The organism is Erwinia sp. 198 (genome assembly GCF_003937915.1).
GTDB lineage: Bacteria > Pseudomonadota > Gammaproteobacteria > Enterobacterales > Enterobacteriaceae > Erwinia > Erwinia aeris.
Genome location: NZ_RHUM01000007.1, coordinates 194,385 through 215,475, shown reverse-complemented (window position 1 = coordinate 215,475; position 21,091 = coordinate 194,385). Strand labels below are relative to the sequence as shown.

The following is a 21,091-nucleotide window of genomic DNA, read 5'->3' as shown; positions in this document are numbered from 1 at the left end:
GTGCCTAATCCTTTATTTTTATTCAGGCGCAGAGAAGCGACCCTGCGCATGAGGATTTGATTTTTTGGGGTCAGGATTGGGCGAGGCGGGGAAGAGGAAAAGAGGACGTTATGGGATGCGTATACGCTTAACTCTGCCCGTTTGCCATCGCCCGTCGCTGGTTGGAGGTTCTTTCATCGTTAATCCTTGCCCGGCGGCTGCGCGGGAGAAAAATTTATGACGGGGACGTAATGCTCAGGAGAGAGAAAAACAGTGCCCACCGGCTATCGGCAAGCAAACGGCGTAGCCTGCCTTATGAGTTAAAACGTAAAGGATAACTGTCCAATTTTTGGCTCCGTTAAAGAAATCGCCGCCACTATAATCCCGCTTACCGGGGAAGTAAACCCAGTCGGCGGCGAACGAAACCTTCAGGTTAAACGCCTTTTTTACCTTTATAATCAAATAATTAAAATAGTTCATACCCGTAATTAACCGTCTGGTTATTCTAAACCCTGGCTCAACGAGTGCGATTTAATCGGCGCTTTAGGCGGTACGGCACCCCAGCACGAATGATGACGATCAACGCTATCGTCCTGATTTCCTCTATACTTCCTGCGCAAATTCGCCAACGGGAACAGCCATGCTACAACGCACACGATTCTGGATAAGACGCATAGTGTTGCTGGTGGTCCTGCTGGCCTTCCTGCTGCTGGCGCTGCGTGTTGCCATTACCGAGCGCGGGCCAGCCCTGGAGCCGTGGCATACCTGGCTGCCTGCCGAAATGAGCGACCGTCAGATGGATCGCAGCGACTGGTCCGGCTATTTGCGCAATGAGCAGCAGATTTTTGCCCGCATGAAAATCGACGTCAGACCGTCGGAAAACAGCGCGGATAGCTATAACCGTTATGCGGAGAACAGCCCGGTTTATCCGGCACGTTTCGCCAGGGACTGGAACCGTTCTTATCAGCTATTGCCGCAGGGAAAGCCGCGCGGCGCGGTGGTGCTTTTACATGGGCTGACGGATTCACCCTATAGCCTGCGGCATTTCGCCGCAGATTATCAGCAGCATGGTTATGTCGTGGTCGCCATCCGGCTGCCGGGTCACGGCACCGTCCCGGCGGCGCTGACCCAAACCGAATGGGAAGACTGGCTGGCGGCCACCAGGCTGGCGGTGCGGGAAGCCCATCGGCAGCTACCGGCGGGCGCACCGCTGCACATAATGGGCTTTTCCAACGGCGGCGCGCTGGCGATGAAATATACGCTGGATGCGCTGGAGGATCCCTCGCTGCCCATGCCGAACCGGCTGATTTTAATTTCGCCGATGATTGGCGTCAGCAGCTATGCACGCTACGCGGGCCTGGCCGGATTGCCTTCTCTGCTGCCCGCGTTTGCCCGTTCGGCCTGGCTGAGCATCCTGCCGGAGTTCAACCCCTTTAAATATAACTCCTTTCCGGTAAAAGCGGCGCGGCAGTCGTGGCTGCTGACCAGCGCGCTGCAAAGTCAGCTGCACCGCGATCGCGCCAGCCGTTTGCTGGACAAACTGCCGCCGGTGCTGACCTTCCAGTCGGTGGCCGATGCGACGGTCAGCACGCCCGCCGTGGTGCGCGGCCTCTATAATCTGCTGCCCGCTAACGGCAGCGAGCTGGTGCTTTTCGACGTTAATCGTTCGGTGGCGCTTTCTCCGCTAATGCGTCCCACGGCGCTGCACGCGGCGGATAATCTGCTGCCAGCGACGCCGCGCAATTACGCCGTTACGCTGGTGACCAACGCGGCGCCAAGCAGCAACGATGCCGTTGCCCGCACCACGCCCGCAGGCAGCAAGACGACCACCAGCGTGCCGCTGGGCGTTCGCTATCCGGCGGACGTCTATTCCCTCTCGCACGTGGCGCTGCCCTTTCCGTTCAGTGATTCGCTGTATGGCCGCCAGCCCGACCGGCCGAACGAGTTTGGCGTCAGCTTTGGCGTCCTGACGCCGCGCGGCGAGCGCAGCGTGCTGATGGTCAGCCTGGATATGCTGATGCGTCAGGCCTCTAATCCGTTCTGGTTCTGGATGCAGCAGCGCGTTAATCAGACGCTGTGATCCCTGCCGTCGCCAAGCAGCAGCGCCAGCCGCTCGCCGCCCGGCGTTTGCTCCAGCGCGATCTTCGCCACGATGGTCAGCGGCACGGAGAGCAGCATCCCGACCAGCCCCAACAACCAGCCCCAAAAAATCAGCGACAGAAAGACCACCAGCGTGGACAGGCCCAGCCCGCGTCCCATCCAGCGCGGCTCCAGCATATTGCCAATCACCAGGTTGATCAGCAGATAGCCGCCTACGACCACGACGCTTTCCCCGCTGCCGTTAAAGATCAAAACCTGGATCACGGGTGGAACAGCAGCGATAACTGACCCTATATTAGGAATGTAGTTCAGCGCAAAGGCCAGCACGCTCCACAACAGCGCAAAGCGCACCCCTATCAGCCATAGCAGCAGCCAGACCAGCGCGCCTGTCAGCAGGCTGATAGCGGTTTTCAGGATGAGGTAGCGGCTTACGCCGTTGAGCGCCTGCTGGATCGCCGCCATGCCGTCACCGGGCCGGCTGAGAACGCGCCGCAGCTTTTGCGTCAGCAAAGGGACTTCAAACAGCATAAAGACCACCGTCATCAGCAGCAGAAAGATGCCGCTGATAGCGCCGGAAAGCTGCGAAACCAGGTGGCTGACCAGGTTGATCGCCGCGTTCGGATCGGCCAGCGCCATCGCTTCGTCAAATGAAGACGGCCAACCCAAACGCGTCGTCAGCTGCCGCGTCTCTTCCAGCCAGGCAAGCATCACCAGCCGGTATTGCGGCAGCGTGCGGGCAAAGTCGTTGAGCATAGCCGCCAGCGTGGTCAGCAGCAGGGCGCTTGCCAGCACGATAATGCCGATAATCAGCGCAACGGCCAGCATCCTCGGCAGGCCAATGCGCTGCAACAACATCACCAGCGGATTGAGGATGACCGCCATGAACAGTGCCAGAATGAAGGGCACCACGATATCGGCCCCCGCCCGGATGCCCGCAAAGATAATGACCAACATGCCCAGCATGACAACGGTTTTCAGCGCCCGGTCATGACCGGTCATTAACGCGCCCCCCGAGGCCGCTTGCACCACTCCCGCAGACGCTGGATATGCAGCCAGAGCGCGGGAATAAATAAAATGCCAAACAGCGTGGCCGCCAGCATGCCGCTAAAGACCGTTATACCGATAATGCGGCGGCTGGCCGCCCCCGCACCGCTGGCCATCACCAGCGGCAGCACGCCGACGATAAAGGAAATGGCGGTCATCATCACCGCACGAAAACGCTGGCTGGCAGCCTGCTTCGCGGCCTGGCCGATCGGCACGCCGCTGGCGCGGCGATCGCGGGCAAATTCGACCAGCAGAATGGCGTTTTTGGCGGCCAGGCCCATCAGCAACACCAGCCCGATCTGCGCATAAACATCGTTGGTAAAGCCCATCAGATGCAGGCCGGCCACGGCGCCTGCGGCGGCGAAAACGACCGACAGCATTACCGCCAGCGGCACGCTCCAGCTTTCATACTGTGCCACCATAAACAGCCAGGCGAACAGCACCGCCGCCAGGTAGATCAGCACGGCCTGATTACCGGTTTGCTGCTCCTGATACGACATGCCACTCCAGCTGTAGTCGTAGCCTTCCGGCAGATGCTGCGCCAGCACCTCGGTCATCGCCTGCATCGCCTGCCCTGAACTAACGCCCTGCGCGCCACCGCCACCGATCGCCAGCGCCGGAAACTGGTTGTACTGCATGATGTAAGGCGCGCCGAGCGACGGCTTCAGCGTAACCAGCTGGTTCAGCCTGACCTGCGCGCCCGTGTCGCTGCGCACCGTCAGCGCCAGCAGCTGCTCGCTGTACTGACGAAAGTGCATCGCATTTTGCACCTGTACCCGAAACTGGCGGCCGTTCCGGGTAAAGTCGCCCGCCTCGCTGCCGCCGAACGCGGTTTGCAGTACGCCAACAATTCGACTGACCGGCACCTGCATCAGCGCGGCCCGCTCGCGGTCGATGGTCAGGCTCATTTCCGGCGCCGTCGTGCTGAATTTGGTAAATACCCGGCTAAGCAGAGGATGCTGATTCGCCGCCGCAATCACGGCGTGGGCCGCCTGCGCCAGCGCCTGGGGCGACTGCCCTTCCAGCGCCTGAATACGCAGATCGAAACCGGCGGCGTTGCCCAGACCGCCGATCGGCGGCGGCACGAAAGCCATAATGGTGGCGGCAGGAATGGCGGCCAGCTGCTGCTGAAGCGTCGGCAAAAGCTGCACGATGGATGGGCGCTCGTGCCACGCTTTCAGCAGCACGATGCCGAAGCCGCTGTCGGGTGAGTTACCGCCCCCCAGCAGGCTGAACCCGGTGATTTTGATGACGTCCGCTACCGCCGGATTTTTTTTCACGACCTGGTACATCTGCTCCATTACCTGCTGTGTTCTGGGCAGCGCCGCGCCTTCCGGCAGCTGAACATTGATAAACAGGTAGCCTTCATCCTCCTGCGGCAGAAAGCCATCGGGCAGCTGCTGATAGCTCATCCAGGTCACGACGCCCGCGGCCAGGATCACCACCGCCGTGGTAACGGCGTAGCGATTAATTTTTTGCGTCAGTGCGACATAACCATCACGCGTCCGATCGATAAAACGCCTGAAGCTCGCCAGCGGCCCTGTCGTCGGCACGACGCGCCGCCGCAGCAGACAGGCACAAAGCGCGGGCGTCAGCGTCAGCGCACAAACGCTGGACAGCACCATCGACGCCGACAGCGTGACGGCGAACTGCCGATAAAGTTCGCCCACGATGCCGGGCAACACGGCAGTCGGCACAAACACCGCCAGCAACACCAGCGTGGTGGCGATAACCGGCCCGGCAATCTGCCCAAGCGCCTTGCACGTCGCCTCGGCGGGCGACAGCAGCGGCTCCTCCATCATCAGGCGCTCGACGTTTTCCACCACCACGATGGCGTCGTCCACCACGATGGTCAGCGCCAGGATAACGGCGAACAGGCTCAGCGTATTAGCCGAGTAGCCTGCCGCCAGCAGCACGGCAAAGGTGCCCAACAGCGAAACGGGAATGGTCAACGCCACGATAAATGTCGCGCGCAGGCTTTGTAAAAAAAGCCAGACCACCACCAGCACCACAACCAGCGTGACAAGCAGAGAAAGCGCGATCTCATGCAGCGTGGCGGTCACGGGCGTAGTGGCGTCAAACTTAATGTGATACGTCATATCCTGCGGAAAAACCCGTGCCTGCGCCGCCATTTCGGCCCGTACCGCTTTCGCCACGCTAAGCGCATTGGCGGCCGGAGCGGGATAGACCATCAGAAAAACGCCCGGCGTATTGTTTAACGCGGCGTTAATCTGATAATTCTGCGCGCCCAGCTCGGCGCTGGCGATATCGCCAATCCGCACCATGCCGCCGCGTGCATTGCTGCGCAGCACAATCTGCGCAAAGGCTTCCGGCGTCAGCAGCCTGCCCTGGCCGCTGATTGTCAGGACGGTTTGCTGGGTCGCGGGCGTTGGCGTGGCGCCAATTTGCCCGGCGGCGGCCTGCACGTTTTGCTGTCTTAGCGCCTGCATCACGTCATCGGTCGTGATGTTTAGCGCCTCCATGCGGTGCGGATCGAGCCAGATACGCATACTGTAATCGCGCGCGCCAAACACCTGCACGTCGCCTACGCCATGGATACGCGCCAGCGCGTCGCGCAGACGCACCGAGGTATAGTTGCTGAGAGAGAGCGCATCAAGCTTGTTGCCCGGCGACAGCACGCTGATACTCATCAGAATATTGCTGGCCCGTTTCCGCACGGCGATGCCGTTTTGATTGACCTCAGCAGGCAGGCGGGCGCTGATTTGCGACAGCCGATTCTGCACTTCCACCGCCGCCATATCGGGGTCGGTGCCGCTGGCGAAAGTAATGCTCAGCTGATAGCTGCCGTTATTGCTGCTGGTGGATTCCATGTAGAGCATATTGCTGACGCCATTGAGCTGCGCCTCGACCGGCCCCCCCACCGCTTCGGCCACGTCGCGGGCGCTGGCGCCGGGATAGATCGCCGACACGCTAATCACGGGCGGCGTGATCTGTGGAAACTGTTCAATCGGGATGGCTTTCAGCGCCATCGCTCCGGTCAGCGTGATAATCAGCGCAATCACCATGGCGAATTTAGGCCGCCTGATAAAAAAGTTCAGCATAGGCTTCCTCATACTGCTTCGCTGGCGGCGACCTGCATACCCGGCCTGACGCGCTGCATGCCCGCAATGATAACCCGATCGCCTGCGGCAAGGCCGGCGGTGATGATATAGCGCTGTCCAATCTGCGCGCCCACTTCAACAGGGACTTGTTCTACGTGCTGCTGCCGATCCACCCGAAACACGAAGTAGCCGCCGCCGTCCTGCTGTAGCGCCGATGCGGGCAGCAATAGCCGTTCCTGAGCCAGCGGCTGAAGCTGCACCTCCACTACGCCGCCCGGCAGCAGCAGATGCCGTGGATTGGCGAAGGCCAGGCTTACGGCCACGGTGCCGGTTTGATTATCAATATGATTATCCAGCGCAAAGAAACGGCCGCTGTAAGGGTAAGTAGCACCATTCGCCAGCTGAATGCGGGCCGTTATCGCCTTGTTCGCCTGCTGCATATCGCCCTTCAGCGTTTTCTGCCAGTCGGCCAGATAGTCGCGCTCGTCGATGGCTATCACCACATGCACGGGATCGAGCTGCTTCAGCCTGACCAGCGCGCCGCGTGCAGGGTTAACCAGCGCGCCTTCGTGAAGAGTGCTGTGGCCCGCGCGTCCGCTAATCGGCGCGGCGATGCGGGTGAAAGCCACGTTCAGCCGCTGGGTCTGTAAAAGCGCTTCGGCCTCTTTCAGCGCGGCGCGCGCCCTGTCGCGCTCGGCCAGGGCATTATCCAGCTCGGACTGGCTGACCGCCGTCCCCGCGCCCAGTCGTTGCAGACGCGCAAGGTGCAGCTGTGCTTGCCGGGCCTGCGCCGCCGCCTGACCGACCTGCGCCTGGCTACGCGCCAGCGCGGCGTGATGCTCTGCCGGATCGAGGTCAAACAGCGGCTGCCCTTCGCGGATATTTTCACCGTTTTTGAAATAGCGTTTGACGATAACGCCTTCGGTTCTCGCCACCACGTCAACCTGCCGGGGCGCCTCAACACGCCCCAGATAGCGGCGAGGATGGGCAATTTTTTCGCGGGTAAGCGTGGTCACGGTCACGGCCGGCGGCGGCACAGCCGTAACCGTAAAGGTAAACAGCAGCAGCGGTAAAAAGCGCGTCAGCGCGGGTAGGAGTCAGTCGCATCCGGGCAAAACCTTCCATAAATTCAGAGGGAAAAAGGTCAGAGGAGTTTATTAACCAGGCAAACTAAGGCGCTGTTTTCGATCAGGAAAAAGCCGAATGGCGACAGAAAAAAGGCGTTGATTTAAGGTTGATTTAACCAGCGCCGACATGCTTCGTTACCGCCCGACGGCGCGAACCATAAATGCCGCCCTCAGTCGAAAATGCCGCCGGCCGCACAAAAAGCGGGCTGCCCCAGGCATTTTTACCTGAAGAGATACTTTTTATCGCATCTTTGCTGGTGGATCTTGCCATGAAAAGGGCGTTTCGCCCGGCTATCAGCCAGCGCCGGCGCTATCTTACGCACGATCCTCTTTTCCACGCCTGCGCCCCGGCTGGCTACCATTGAACGAACGGGATCCAGTGCGTAAGATTCCTTTTCACGTATTAAAAATAAGAAACAATTATGCAAGCCTCCATCGCACCATCGCTCGACGCCGAACAGGACACCCAGCCCGTCAATTCACGCGGCAAAGTGGTGATCGCTTCGCTGGTCGGTACCGCTATCGAATTTTTCGATTTCTATATTTACGCCACTGCGGCGGTGATCGTCTTCCCGCATATTTTCTTCCCGCAGGGCGATGCCACCGTCGCAACGCTACAGTCGCTGGCAACGTTCGCCATCGCCTTTATTGCGCGGCCCATCGGCTCGGCGCTTTTTGGTCACTTTGGCGACCGTGCGGGTCGTAAAGTCACGCTGGTCGCTTCGCTGCTGACGATGGGCATTTCTACCGTGGTTATCGGCCTGCTGCCGGGCTACGAAACTATCGGCGTCTTCGCGCCGCTGCTGCTGGCGCTGGCGCGTTTTGGACAGGGTCTGGGGCTGGGCGGCGAATGGGGCGGCGCGGCGCTGCTGGCGACCGAAAACGCCCCGGCGAAAAAACGCGCGCTGTACGGCTCCTTTCCGCAGCTTGGCGCGCCCATCGGTTTCTTCTTCGCTAACGGCACCTTCCTGCTGCTCTCGTGGCTGTTAACCGATGAGCAGTTTATGCAGTGGGGCTGGCGCGTACCTTTTATTCTCTCTGCGGTGCTGGTGCTGATCGGGTTGTACGTGCGCGTTTCGCTCAACGAATCGCCGGTTTTCGCTAAAGTTAAAAAAGAGAAAAAACAGGTCAAAATCCCTATTGGCACGCTGCTGTCGAAGCATATGAAGGCGACCATTCTGGGCACCTTTATCATGCTGGCGACCTATACGCTGTTCTATATCATGACCGTCTATTCCATGACCTATGGCACCACGCCGGCGCCAAACGGCCTGGGCTTCCCGCGTAATACCATGCTGTGGATGCTGATGCTGGCGGTGATCGGTTTTGGCGTGATGGTGCCGATTGCGGGCCTGCTGGCCGACCGTTTCGGCCGCCGCAAGACGATGATTGTGATTACGCTGATGATTATCGCCTTTGCGCTGATTTTCCCTGCGATGCTGGGTTCCGGTAGCCAGTGGATGGTGATGGCTTTTCTGCTGTGCGGCTTAAGCGTGATGGGGCTGACCTTCGGCCCGATGGGCGCGCTGCTGCCGGAGCTGTTTCCGACCGAGGTGCGTTACACGGGTGCCTCGTTCTCTTATAACCTGTCGTCGATTCTGGGCGCTTCGGTTGCCCCTTATATCGCGACCTGGCTGGCACATAACTATGGCCTGTTCTATGTAGGACTCTATCTGGCGGCGATGGCCTGCCTGACACTGTTCGCGCTGTTCGCCAGCCGGGAAACCCGCCACGAGTCGCTGTTCGACTAGTCCGGCTCGTAATGCTGAACCGGCCCTCGGGCCGGTTGGTAAAAAAAAGCCCGGCGCAATCGCCGGGCTTTTTTTATTTCTTTTTCATCTGCTGCAGGACGTTGACGCACTGGTTCTGCTCGTTATCGCTGGGCGAAATCAACGCCAGCAGCGCGGCGGCAGGCGCCACTACCGCTCCCAAAGCCACGGCCGCAGCGCCACGGGCAATCAGCGGCCCGGCTTTTACGCCCGCATCGGGATCTTTAAAGGTGCCCTTAACGTAAAGCGGCGAACGCAGCGTGACGATACGCATTCCTTTACTCTCTGGATTAATCGAAAGATCCAGCCGTTCGTTAGCAAAGTTGGTGGTGCCGGTGATGTTGATCACCGCGTTCTCCGTATCGAAGACAAAAAGTTTGGTCGAGGCCACCCCGTTCGCCACGTTCAGATCGGCCGCCGCGCAATTGATACGCACCTCGTCATCGCCGAACAGCTTGCCAACCACGTAGTTGCCCACGTTAAGACCGACGATTTCCATCAGCCCGCGGCTGATCACGCCGTCATTCATCAACAATTTCACGCTGCCGTCGCTGGTCGCCAGAATATCGGCAACGGAGTTGCCCGTACCGCTCAGCGTGGCGTCACCGTTGATCTGTCCTATGCTGCTTTGCATCGACTCTACGCTGGAAAAAAGCTGCTTCAGCTTCAGATTACGCGCGTGAAGATCGGCGCGCGCCCGCATCGGCGAACGGTCGCCTTCCATGCGGATAGTTGAATTAAGGCTGCCGCCCGCCACGCCGAAACGCAGCGGATCCAGCAGCAGGTTACCGTTTTTCAGCACCAGATGCGTATAGAGATCGCTGATGGGCAGGGAATCGCTGTGTTCGATACGCTTGCCGCTAAACTTCACGTCGGCGTCCATTACATCCCAGTTTTTGGTATCGAATCTGTCATGCGGCAACACCCGATCCGCAGGCTGATTAGGCGCCTCGCCTCTTTTCGCCTTCGCCTGCTCGGTTTTGTCGCTGCCCTTACCGGATTTGACGCCGATCAGCGGCCCCAGATCGGCCATGCGCAGCTGGCGTGATTCCAGCGAGCCTTCCAGTTTAGGGCGCGGCTTCACCTGGCTGTAGGTCAGCGAGCCGTGAATATCGCTGTCGCCGATATGGCCGTTAAAATCGTTGTAATGAAAGACCGGGCCGCCTTTCTGTTGAAAACGGGCAATCAGATGACCGTCGGTTTCATAAGGAGGCGTATCAGGCAGCAGCACGCCGGCCAGGCCATACAGGTTCGCCAGCGTATCGCCGGAGAAGCGCAGGCGGATATTCAGCCCGCCCAGGTTCATCGGATCCTGCAGGCTGCCCGCCACCTGCACGCGCGTGGTGCCGTTGCGCACATCGGCCTGAACAGGGAAAGGATTAGTTTTGCTGCGTAGCGAGAGCATGCCGCCAAGTTTACCGTCGCCGGTCAGCTTCTCATCGTTATAGGTACCGGCCGCTTTCCAGCCGAAAACAAAGTCTGATGCGCCCTTCTGACCCGCTTCATCCTTGCCGCCTGCAATCTGGGCGTAGGGAACGGGCTTGCCCAACGGATTGACCGTCACCTGCACGTCCGCCTTGTTAATGGCGTCACGGTACGCGATTTTTGCCTGATCGAACAGGATGTTGTCCATGCGGAAAGTCCACGCGGAAGGCTGTGCATCGGACGAGGCGCTGTCGCTGGCGGCCAGGTCAAACGTCCAGTTATTTTTGCCCTTCGCCGTCTGGATCAGACGCGCATCGGGCTGCTCCAGTTTGATCCACGGGATAAAGATTTCTTTATGCAGCAGCGCCAGCGGGGAGAGCGTTGCGTCCACGCGCTGCAAATGCACCATCGTAATATCGTCAATAGCTGGCGGGTTGCCCAGCAGAATATCCTGCGCGTGCACGTGCGGCCACGGCACCCAGCTACGCCAGCCCGGATCGTCGCGATTACGCTCCCAGGCGACGCCCAGATCGCCGCGGATAGCGAAGGGGCGATTCAGCTCTGTGGAGACTTTCTGGTTGATAGTTGGCTTCAGGCGGTTCCAGTTAAATGTCGCGATAACTACTACTACCACCACAACCAGCAACAAAAAAATCCCGACAATCCAGCTAATTACTTTTCCTGTGCGCGACACTGTTTATCTCCTTGTTCGCTTCGTCTCCTGTAAAGATAGACGAGCAGGGAGAAAACGGCATTACGCCAGCTTTAGCGGCAGCGTTTCCAGCCGATCAAACGGCATAGGATGCGCGAAATAATAGCCCTGCGCCGCGCAGGCGAACGAGTTCTTTACCTGATGCCACTCCTCCAGCGTCTCGACGCCTTCTACAATCACGCCTTTGCAGTAGCGGTTGATCAGCGCCAGCAGCATATTGAACAGGCTGCGGCCCTCTTCCGATTTTCTCAGCAGGATAAACAGCTCGCGCGCCAGCTTGATATAGTCATATTTCAGCTCTGATAGCGCAGAAAAATTCGCCATGCCCGAGCCGAAATCGTCCAGCCACAGCGGCCCCAGCTCCGGGATCTGCGCGACCAGCGCTTCCTGCGGCAGCACCTGATGTTCAACCAGTTCAAAACGCACCCACGGACAGCGCGCGATAAGCTGGCGAACCAGCGGATTATGCTGGACGGCCTGTAGCGTCGGACCGTCAATATTGACCGAGGCCACCATGCCGCCTTCGATAAATTTTGTTTTCCACTTCTCCAACAGTTCCAGCTGCTCGCGAACAATCAGCATCCGCTCCGTAGCGTCAAGCGCGGCAAAATAGGACTCCGGCGATACTCTCTGCCCCGGCGCGGAAGGATGAAACACCGCAGTGAGCAGCTCAATTGCCATCAGGCTGCCGGTTACCCGGTAGATCGGCTGAAACGTGTAGGTGCGCTGGCACTCTCGCCAGTAAAGACGCTCCTGCTGTTGTTGTTTCACGACAGTTGAGGGAGGAAGCCGGTGTCTGATGTTCTTCAGCACCATATTAAGATCCTTGTTATTTTTGAGGCCGTAATGGGTGGGGCTTCTGCAGTCAGTATCGGCATTCGCATGGATAACTTTATCGCGTTATTTGCTGCTAAAGCGGCCCATGAGGCCCTCATTAAAAAAGTAAAACAGCGTTTTAAAATATTGACTACGGCGTTCAGCACGGCGACACTGGAACGAAAAAACGTAGCGAGCGGATTATTATGACCAGGAAAAATATCGCCGTTATCGGCGAATGTATGATTGAGCTGTCCCAAAAAGAACAGGGCCTGAGCCGCGGTTTTGGCGGCGATACGCTAAATACGGCGGTCTACCTTGCCCGCCAGACCAACCTGCTGGCGGTCCATTACGTCACCGCGCTGGGCACGGACAGGTTCAGCAGCGATATGCTGGCGGCATGGCAACAGGAAAAAGTGCAGACCGGGCTTGTCCAGCGTATGGAGAACAAACTGCCCGGCCTTTACGTGATCGAAACCGATACCCACGGCGAGCGGACTTTCTATTACTGGCGCAATGACGCGGCCGCGCGCTTCTGGCTGGAAGGCGCGTGCGCCGAGGAAATTTGCCGGCAGCTGGCGCAGTTCGACTATCTCTATCTGAGCGGCATCAGCCTGGCCATCCTTATGCCAGCGGGCCGCGAAAAGCTGATGACGCTGCTGGCGCGCTGCCGCAGCAACCGCGGCAAAGTCATTTTCGATAACAATTACCGTCCCCGGCTGTGGGCTTCTGTTGCAGAGGCGCAGGCGGCTTACCGGGCGATGCTGGCCGTTACCGATATCGCCTTCCTGACGCTGGACGACGAGCATGTGCTGTGGGGCGAAACCGACGTGGAACGCGTCATCGCCAGAACGCATGAAGCCGGGGTGTCAGAGGTCGTTATCAAGCGCGGGGCAGACGCCTGTCTGGTTTCCGTAACCGGCGAACCAATTGTGGAAGTGCCTGCGCAGGCGCTTCCGGCCAGCCGCATTGTGGACACCACCGCGGCCGGCGACTCGTTCAGCGCGGGCTACCTGGCGGTACGTCTGAACGGCGGCGACGCGACGGAGGCAGCAAGGCGAGGTCATTTGACGGCCAGTACGGTGATCCAGCATCGCGGCGCAATTATCCCGCTCTCCGCCATGCCTGAGCTGCCTGCCTGACGGCTGTTCCCCCGCGCCGCAAAACGCGGCGCGGCGGGTTAACAGGCCGGATGCAGGAAGGATATCGCGTTTGAATGCCTTAAGTATAAAGGCCCGTAGCCATGCTGCAGATATCACATTGAACATCCTGAAGCCGTACATCGTTCTGCAGGAAAATATGTTTTACGCCTCACCCATTGGCGGGGAATAGCCTGTATAACAGAGATGGATTTCTTATTGATGGTGATAATGGCAAAGGAACTGCATCTACCGGCCGTATTGCCTCAGTTATAACCGGCAAAAAATTGCGCATGGCCGGCACCAGGCGCTAATTTTACAGTGAGTAATAGTCCCAACAGCGTTATTTATCTGTACGCATGAACCTGCGGGCGTCAGCCTGCCTTGATACAAACAGCAGCGCTGGGATTAGTATGACCGATGCCCTGATTAAAGATCCAGGTATCAAGGAGAACGATATTCTTTTGCAGCAAACTACCCCGCCAGCGCGAATAAAATGACGCCTGAGCTGGCAGCGCTGCTGGCCAGGAAAAGCTATAATTCAGAAGTCGAGCATTTAATCCCGATTGAAAATACAAGGAAATTTTTCTGCAGGGCAATATTCAGAAGACTATTTACCGGTATGATATTAATCATAACAATAAAAACAGCGTTACTTTAGCGTCACTTCCAACCAAAGACAACGAATGCTCCGTAACGATTAACCGCAATATTATAGTTAAGCGTGATTTTTAACCGGTCATCGCAAGCCGCCGCCGGGAAAAAGCGGCATCTTATTATTTAAATATCACTCGCTAAATTTTAGCGTTATATTCATAACCGCATAAGAAGAAATAAACCTCTTAAAGTTAGATGCTATAGCTGCGTTTAACGCTTTGAAGCAATAGCCTGGCAGGCAAAGAAGAAAACGGGCAGAAGGCAACAGGCAGTGCGCTCCAAACCAACGGATTATATAGCAGCTGTTTGCGCCGGATAGGCAAATTTAAGGCTATTCGCCCTAAATTTTTCCATCTTGCCTAAGCCAAATAAAAAGTGGATTATCCAGAAAGCGATGCCGGGTGACTTTTTAAAACTTAACGGTAATTATTTACTCTCAACAAAAAACAAACTTACAGCATTTAATACTGCGCATTTTCGCTGTCTTATCGCGGCTAAAATACCTGCTAAACTTCCTGGATAAATTCTGAAATAGATGGAATTAAGCGCTGAATAGTGGACGACTTAGCCCAAAATCGGTGATGCTGAATTTATTACCATAAGGTATTTGAATTTTTAGCTTTGCCTTTATGACCAATAAGGCGGAGCGGGAGCGTTTATGAAAGCCGACATCATCACTATCTGGCCCCACGGCGATGCGCCAGGCGCCAGCGATTCACGCGTTAGCCCACAGATTGTGGATATGGCTAAAGAATATGAGCCTTTCGATCGGGCTGCCTCGGGCGTGCGTTGCCCCGAGCTGGCGTTCTGGTATCCCGAAACCTCCAACGGCGTAACGCTGCTGGTTGCGCCAGGCGGCAGCTTCGAGCGCATTATGATCGACAGAGAGGGCAGCGCGCTGGCGATGTTCTTTACCTCCATGGGCTATACGCTGGCGGTGATGACCTACCGTTTTCCGCAGGACGGCCATCATGAAGCGGCCGAAGCGCCGTTAGCAGACGCTCAGCGCGCCGTGCGCGTTTTACGCCATCGCGCAGCGCGCGGCCTGAACGGCAAACGGATAGTGATGATGGGTTTTTCAGCCGGAGGCTATGTCGCGGCCAGCGTCGGCACGCGCTTTGAAGAAAAGCTTTATCCCGTGCAGGATATCGCCGATTCGCTGGCCGCCAGGCCCGATGCGCTGGTGCTGCTCTATCCGGTGATCAGTATGCGTGAAGGGCTGGCGCACGCCGGCTCGCGGCTGCGTCTGCTGGGCGACTGCCCGACCCAGCGCGAAATCGAAGCCTACTCTCTGGAAACCCGCGTAACGGCGCATACGCCGCAAACGCTGCTGATCCATGCCGTTAATGACGAGTCGGTGCCGATTAATAACAGTATGGTGATGTTCAGTGCGCTGCGTGAACACGGCGTGCCCAGCGAACTGCATTTCTACGAGAAAGGCGGCCACGGCTTCGGCATCCGCAACGTGGCGGATCTGCCGCTTGCCAGCTGGCCGATGCTGGTGAACGAGTGGCTGCGCGCGCGCAAGTGGTAACGCGCGACCGCGGAAAATTGCGAGAGTGGCCCGGGCTGCGTAACCTTAATTAAGCGACCGCGCCGGGGTTATTGCCAATCAGGCCTGCGCAGCCTGAATGAAATCGCCTGCGGCCGATTCAGCTAAGCCGCAGGACGGAAAAAGGACGGCGCTCCGGGTCGGTTAATTCTGCGTGGCGGGGATATCCGACACTTCAGGCCGGGTCTCGTCCACCGCTGACGGAGCGGCTTCAGCGGCAGGCGCGGGCTGCATAATTTTCTGCCAGCCGTCGTAAAGTGCCCGGACGTTGGTTTCCGCCTCGCCCTGCGGCTGCATCAGCAGCATGGTCAGCGGCTGCGAAAGCTGCTGGCGAAGCTCCTGGTTCATCATCTGCAGCGTCAGCTCTGACAGGAACTTCTGCCGCAGCTTCTGATACTGCTCAGGCGCGATATCCACCACCGCATTCTGCTGCGAGCGCAGGCGCTGGCTCATCAGCACGTCCGTATTGGTGCGCGCGTAGGTCGCGAACAGCTTGTTCAGCTCAACGGTTTTCTGCGCCATCAGCGCGTCGAACTCTTCCTGCGGCAGACCGTTGTCGCGAATATTTGCCATCTCATGCGCGATCAGGTTCAGATTAGAGGCCAGCGTGTTGTTGTCCGCATCCAGATTAATCCCGCACTGGGCGCGCTGATAAAGTACCCGACAGTCAAAGCCGACCTGCACTTTCTGCGCTTTGTTGTCGCTCAGTACGCGCTGTACATGCCAGAAAAGCGCCTCGCGCGCCAGATCGCTCTGCCAGTAGCGCTGTAGATTTTGCGAATCGCGGATCGGCTGCCACGGGTTATCCCATACCAGAGACAGGCGATCCTGGTTCAGTTTAGCATTGACCAGATTGACAGGCTCCTGCGGCAGGGAAGAGAGCGTGGGCACCGGGGCGGGCGTCTCGCGTTTGCCCTGTAGCGGCGCAAAAGTACGGTTAATTTGCTCCACCAGGCCACGGCTTTCCACGTTGCCGACCACGAACAGCGTCATGGCGTCCGGCGTATACCATTGTTTGTAGAAAGCGTTCAGCTTTGCCATATCCACCGGCGTGCTGACCGGCGAAGCGGGATCGTGGCCTAACAGCGCGGAGCCTTTCAGCCGGTAGCGCCACCAGGGATCCTGCGGGTCGGCAGGCCAGGTGGCGATAGGATCGTCTGCGTTAAGCGCGGTATTAACGGTCTGCTCGTTGACCGTCATATCGCTGACCGTAGCCGCCAGCCAGTTCATCGCTTCTTTCAGCACTTCAGGACGGTTGTTAGGCAGGCTAAGCGAATAAAGCGTGAAGTCATACGAGGTCACTGCGGGCGGCTGAGGGCGATCCGGATTCATGCTTTGCTGCCACAGCGAGCGCTGCTGCGCGGTGTCCAGCCTGGCGTTATGTACCAGCGCCAGGCGCGGCAGCAGATGGCTGTAGCCTGCCTGCTGGGTGCTTTCTACCAGCGAACCGGCATCGACCATCAGGCGGACTTCCACGCGGTCGCTGGGACGCTGCGGCGTGGTCAGCACCTGCCAACGAAAACCGTTATCCAGTTTTCCCTGCTGCCAGGCGGGATCGGGTTGAAGAGTTTCAGCCTGCACCGAACTGCTGGCGAAGGCCAGCGCTATCCCACCCACTAAAAGACGAATTGTGGTGCCCTGCATGTGAACCCCTACTCAATCACAAACCAATAAAATCGCTGGTGGCCTACGGCTATCGGTGGAAAGGATAACTCAGGGAAGCCGACGAATAGCTTCTTAGACCACGCGACGGCGGGGATGTCCCACCGCAAAGTGAAAAATAGTCAAACAATGGGGGTTATTATGCAAATGCCCGACGTGAGGGCAAGTCACGTCGGGCATTTCGGCGGGATATTTATGTTATTGGCTGCTTACAGGCGGGTTTCCGACAGTTTTTTCGATTTTTTCGGTGCGTTAAGCGTCGCTTTCAGCTGTTTTTCATCCAGCTGGTCAACCCATTTCGCGACCACTACCGTTGCCACGCCGTTGCCTATAAGGTTGGTCAGCGCGCGCGCTTCAGACATAAAGCGGTCGATGCCCAAAATCAGCGCCAGGCCCGCGACCGGCAGATGACCGACGGCGGAGAGCGTGGCGGCCAGCACGATAAAGCCGCTGCCCGTTACGCCAGCCGCGCCTTTTGAAGAGAGCAGCAGCACCACCAACAGCGTGATTTGATGGACAATATCCATATGCGCGTTGGTCGCCTGAGCAATAAACACGGCGGCCATCGTCAGGTAAATGGAGGTGCCGTCCAGGTTAAAGGAGTAGCCTGTTGGGATCACCAGGCCCACCACCGATTTTTTGCAGCCCAGCTTTTCCATCTTATCCAGCATCCGCGGCAGCGCAGATTCGGAAGAGGAGGTGCCCAGCACGATCAGCAGTTCTTCTTTGATATAAGCGATAAACTTAAAGATGTTGAAGCCGGTCACCCGCGCGATCAGGCCCAGCACGATCGCCACAAACAATACGCAGGTGATATAGAAACAGATAATCAGCTGGCCGAGCTGCACCAGCGATCCCACGCCATATTTTCCGATAGTAAAGGCCATCGCCCCGAAGGCACCGATCGGCGCAAGGCGCATAATCATATTGATAATGCCGAAAATGACCTTCGAGAAGCTGTCGATAAAGTTAAAGACCAGCGTGCCTTTGTCGCCCATGCGGTGCAGCGCAAAGCCAAACAGAATGGCGAACAGCAGCACCTGCAGAATATTGCCGCTGGCGAAAGCGCCGATAACGCTGCCGGGAATAATATCCAGTAAAAAGGCCACGATGCCCTGCTGTTCCGCCTGCTGCGCATAAACCGCGACGGCTTTAGCGTCCAGCGTAGCGGGATCGACGTTCATCCCCGCGCCCGGTTGCAGCACATTCACCACGATCAGACCGATAATCAGCGCGATGGTGCTGACCACTTCAAAATAAAGCAGCGCGACCGCGCCCGTACGGCCGACGGCTTTCATACTTTCCATCCCGGCGATCCCCGTCACCACGGTACAGAAAATCACCGGCGCGATAATCATCTTGATCAGCTTAACGAAAGCATCGCCCAGCGGCTTCATCTGCGCGCCCAGCTCCGGATAAAAATGCCCCAGCAGTACGCCGACGGCGATGGCGGTTAGCACTTGAAAATAAAGGCTTTTAAACAGGGAAGTTTTCATAAAATATCCGTTAACGGCCTGGATGGCGGGTGACGTGGCTATGGTTATTTTGACAACAGGCCAAAAATAACACTGCGTTAACTGGATTGATATAATCTGACAAACATTGCGCGAACGGACGCGTGATTTTAAGAGCTGAATCACTTCAGCAGCGGTGAGATGGGGTTTCGCTCAGGCGGTTTTCTCAAAAATAACGCCGTGCACCTGATAATAATGTATCCATTCAGTCGTTCCTTAACGCTGTTGCAGCCAGGGTAGTCAACCTTGCGGATACGTCATCAGGGCGAGAAATTTTATCAAACGCTTTGCTCAGGCTGCCCTGTGTAAACGAAAATTTCCATATCAATCATCGGCTTTTGCTTCAGCCAGGCCGGGATCGAAAGGCGTTCCCTGGTTGCTTAGTCACAGAGGCCCGCCTTTAAAAATAGAGGCGCTCGAACTCCGCGAGGGGTAACGCGCCAGCGTAGAGATAGCCCTGGCCGATATGAATACCGCGTGCCAGCAGCCAGTCGCGCTGATCGCAGGTTTCCACGCCTTCAGCAATCACTTCCAGCTGCATGATCTCTGCGATAGCCGCCACGATACGCACCATGGCATTCTCTTCCGGCAACGGGCTGACGAAGCTGCGATCCATCTTCAGCTTGCTGACCGGCAGCGACTTAAACTGGCTCAGCCAGTTTAAATTGGCGTAGCCCGTGCCAAAATCGTCCAGCGCGACGGCGACGCCCGCCTGCTGCAAATCGTTCAGCAGCCGTAGTGCCAGCGCCGGTTCGCCGACCTGTGCCGTTTCGGTAAGCTCCAGCATCAGCCTGCCTGGCGCAATCTGATACTGCTGGATTAGCGTTTGCAGATGCGCCACCCTGTCCGGTTCGCGCAGCTGCACGGCGGAAATATTCACGCTGAGCGGCAGCGTGATGCCGCGTTTTTGCCAGCCAGCCAGCACGCGACACGCCTCTTCAAATACCCAGCGGCCCAGCGCGTGGATCACGCCGGATTCTTCCGCGCTGACGATCAGGTCTTCCGGCAGGCTCCAGCTGCCGTCCGGCTGTCGCATACGCAGCAGCACCTCTGCGCCGACCGGCTGACCGCTACGCATATCAATCTGCGGCTGCAGGAACAGCGTGAACTGCCCCTCGCTCAGCCCCTGCAAAATATCGTGCTCCTGCGTCAGCCGCTTATGCGCCCTTTCGGTCATGGTGGCATCGAAAAAGAGGATCTGGTTTTTACCTTCAAGGCGTGCCGACATCATGGCCGACGCCGCCCGGCTCAGCAGCTCCGTCGCGCTCAGGTGAGCCTCTTCCCGCGTCGCCATACCGATGCTGATGCTGGGCCGGATCTGCATCTCGTGCAGCATAACAGGCTGGGTCAGGCGCAGCAGCAGCAGCCGGGCCATCCGCATGGCGCGGACAGGCGTAGCGCGTTTCATCAGCAGCACAAAATCGCTGTCCGACAGCTGGCCGGTCAGCGTCTGCCCGTCGATGCAGTTGCGGATTTTATCCAGCAGCGTCAGCGTCAGCGCGTCGCGCTGCTCGTCCGCTACCACGCCGTTCGCTTCCTGTAGCGTCTCGATGCGCAGCACCATCAGCGTGAAACCGTCTTTATCCGCTATCGCGTTGATGTGCTGCTCAAGCAGCGCCAGGAACAGCGTCTGACTGGGCAGATTGGTCAGCGCGACACGCGTAGTCAAACGACGCGCCTCATCGTGCACCGTCTCGATAATTTGCTGATTACGGTTATAGCTGCGGATCAGCATGCCCAGCTCGTCGTCGCGATGGCGGGCGGGCAGCGCCAGCTGATGGCCGATGGCCTCCTGCGGCGGCAGATCGTGCAGTTCGGCGGCAATCCTGCGCAGCGGCCTGACGATCAGTTTATTAATGCACCAGCTGATAGCAACCGACAGGATCAGCGCCAGCAGCAGGTAAGTCGTCACCATGGTGGAGAGCGCGCTGAGGATAAACTGATAAACGCGCCAGGAGTCGGCCTCCAGCACCAGCAGCGCCAGCGGCTTGGGGTTGGAAGGCCCCACCGAATAGAGCGGCACGGTGATTTGCACCGGCAGTTCAAAAATGGTGGCGACAAGCTTCGGTACCGGCTTCGTCGGTTCAAAATCGGTGTGCAGCGTCTGTAGCCCGTTGGGCAACACGACCTCGGCGCGCGCCAGAATACCGGCGGGCTTAAGGGAATTAAGAATACGTTCAGCCTGGCCGATATCCGCCTTCAGCACCGACTGCGCCAGCGGCTGGCGCACGGTATGCGCAACGTTTTCCATCTGCTGGGCATAGTCAATCCTGCGCTGCTGCACAAAATGGAAAAGTTGAATGACGATAAAAATCAGGATGGTGACCACCGCGACGCCGGATACCGTCGCCATCTGTTTTATCGTTAACGAACGACTAACGCGCAAGCCTGTTCTCCGCAAAGCTGACTGCCGCCAAAGCGGGCGGCAAAAACAGCCCTGAGTATATCCTATGACAGGCGCTTGTTAAGTTATCCCTTGCTGCCAGGGGTCGATTAGGTGTTTTCCGATAGGAAATCCGCGGCCAAACGACAT

The 21,091-nt window shown here is 58.0% G+C and carries 13 protein-coding genes; 5 read left to right on the top strand and 8 right to left on the bottom strand.

The window, feature by feature from the left end:
* Nucleotides 1-619 precede the first annotated feature (619 nt).
* Nucleotides 620-2,059, top strand: a complete 1,440-nt coding sequence (locus EGK14_RS11905) for a carboxylesterase (protein WP_125289313.1) — start codon at nucleotides 620-622, stop codon at nucleotides 2,057-2,059.
* Here the strand turns inward: EGK14_RS11905 and EGK14_RS11900 are convergent.
* The 3 genes from EGK14_RS11900 to EGK14_RS11890 are packed head-to-tail and all read right to left on the bottom strand — an operon-like array spanning nucleotide 2,047 to nucleotide 7,201.
* The gene (locus EGK14_RS11900; protein ID WP_125289312.1) at nucleotides 2,047-3,078 is read right to left on the bottom strand and encodes an AI-2E family transporter; all 1,032 of its coding nucleotides are present in this window, start codon (nucleotides 3,076-3,078) and stop codon (nucleotides 2,047-2,049) included. The two genes, EGK14_RS11905 and EGK14_RS11900, sit on opposite strands and share 13 nt — an antisense overlap.
* Nucleotides 3,078-6,185, bottom strand: a complete 3,108-nt coding sequence (locus EGK14_RS11895; protein WP_125289311.1) for an efflux RND transporter permease subunit — start codon at nucleotides 6,183-6,185, stop codon at nucleotides 3,078-3,080. Before EGK14_RS11895 ends, EGK14_RS11900 begins: the two co-directional genes overlap by 1 nt.
* 8 nt (nucleotides 6,186-6,193) lie before the next feature.
* Nucleotides 6,194-7,201, bottom strand: coding sequence for an efflux RND transporter periplasmic adaptor subunit (locus EGK14_RS11890; protein ID WP_158616047.1), 1,008 nt, complete (start codon nucleotides 7,199-7,201; stop codon nucleotides 6,194-6,196).
* A gap of 533 nt (nucleotides 7,202-7,734) precedes the next feature.
* Here EGK14_RS11890 and EGK14_RS11885 point away from each other — a divergent pair.
* Nucleotides 7,735-9,063, top strand: coding sequence for an MFS transporter (locus EGK14_RS11885; protein WP_125289309.1), 1,329 nt, complete (start codon nucleotides 7,735-7,737; stop codon nucleotides 9,061-9,063).
* Nucleotides 9,064-9,136: 73 nt separating this feature from the next.
* Here the strand turns inward: EGK14_RS11885 and EGK14_RS11880 are convergent, their stop codons facing one another.
* Nucleotides 9,137-11,200, bottom strand: a complete 2,064-nt coding sequence (locus EGK14_RS11880) for an AsmA family protein (RefSeq protein WP_125289308.1) — start codon at nucleotides 11,198-11,200, stop codon at nucleotides 9,137-9,139.
* A gap of 60 nt (nucleotides 11,201-11,260) precedes the next feature.
* The gene (gene pdeH / locus EGK14_RS11875; RefSeq protein ID WP_125289307.1) at nucleotides 11,261-12,034 is read right to left on the bottom strand and encodes a cyclic-guanylate-specific phosphodiesterase; all 774 of its coding nucleotides are present in this window, start codon (nucleotides 12,032-12,034) and stop codon (nucleotides 11,261-11,263) included.
* Between pdeH and EGK14_RS11870 the strand changes: the two genes are divergently transcribed.
* From EGK14_RS11870 to EGK14_RS11860, 3 genes are all read left to right on the top strand, one after another.
* Complete coding sequence (locus EGK14_RS11870; protein ID WP_125289306.1) at nucleotides 12,011-12,244, top strand: hypothetical protein; 234 nt, start codon at nucleotides 12,011-12,013, stop codon at nucleotides 12,242-12,244. The genes pdeH and EGK14_RS11870 overlap by 24 nt on opposite strands.
* Entirely contained in the window at nucleotides 12,241-13,176 is a 936-nt protein-coding gene (locus EGK14_RS11865) for a sugar kinase (protein WP_125289305.1), read from the top strand. Before EGK14_RS11870 ends, EGK14_RS11865 begins: the two co-directional genes overlap by 4 nt.
* Nucleotides 13,177-14,488: 1,312 nt before the next feature.
* Entirely contained in the window at nucleotides 14,489-15,364 is an 876-nt protein-coding gene (locus EGK14_RS11860) for an alpha/beta hydrolase (RefSeq protein ID WP_125289304.1), read from the top strand.
* A 162-nt stretch (nucleotides 15,365-15,526) separates the two neighbouring features.
* Here EGK14_RS11860 and EGK14_RS11855 read toward each other — a convergent pair whose 3' ends face one another.
* The 3 genes from EGK14_RS11855 to hmsP form a co-directional block, all read right to left on the bottom strand.
* Entirely contained in the window at nucleotides 15,527-17,026 is a 1,500-nt protein-coding gene (locus EGK14_RS11855) for a pitrilysin family protein (RefSeq protein ID WP_125289303.1), read from the bottom strand.
* A 227-nt stretch (nucleotides 17,027-17,253) separates the two neighbouring features.
* On the bottom strand, nucleotides 17,254-18,540 hold the full coding sequence (locus tag EGK14_RS11850; RefSeq protein ID WP_125289302.1) for a dicarboxylate/amino acid:cation symporter: 1,287 nt from the start codon (nucleotides 18,538-18,540) through the stop codon (nucleotides 17,254-17,256).
* A gap of 418 nt (nucleotides 18,541-18,958) precedes the next feature.
* Complete coding sequence (gene hmsP / locus EGK14_RS11845) at nucleotides 18,959-20,944, bottom strand: biofilm formation regulator HmsP (protein ID WP_233598482.1); 1,986 nt, start codon at nucleotides 20,942-20,944, stop codon at nucleotides 18,959-18,961.
* Between the last annotated feature and the right edge of the window lie 147 nt (nucleotides 20,945-21,091).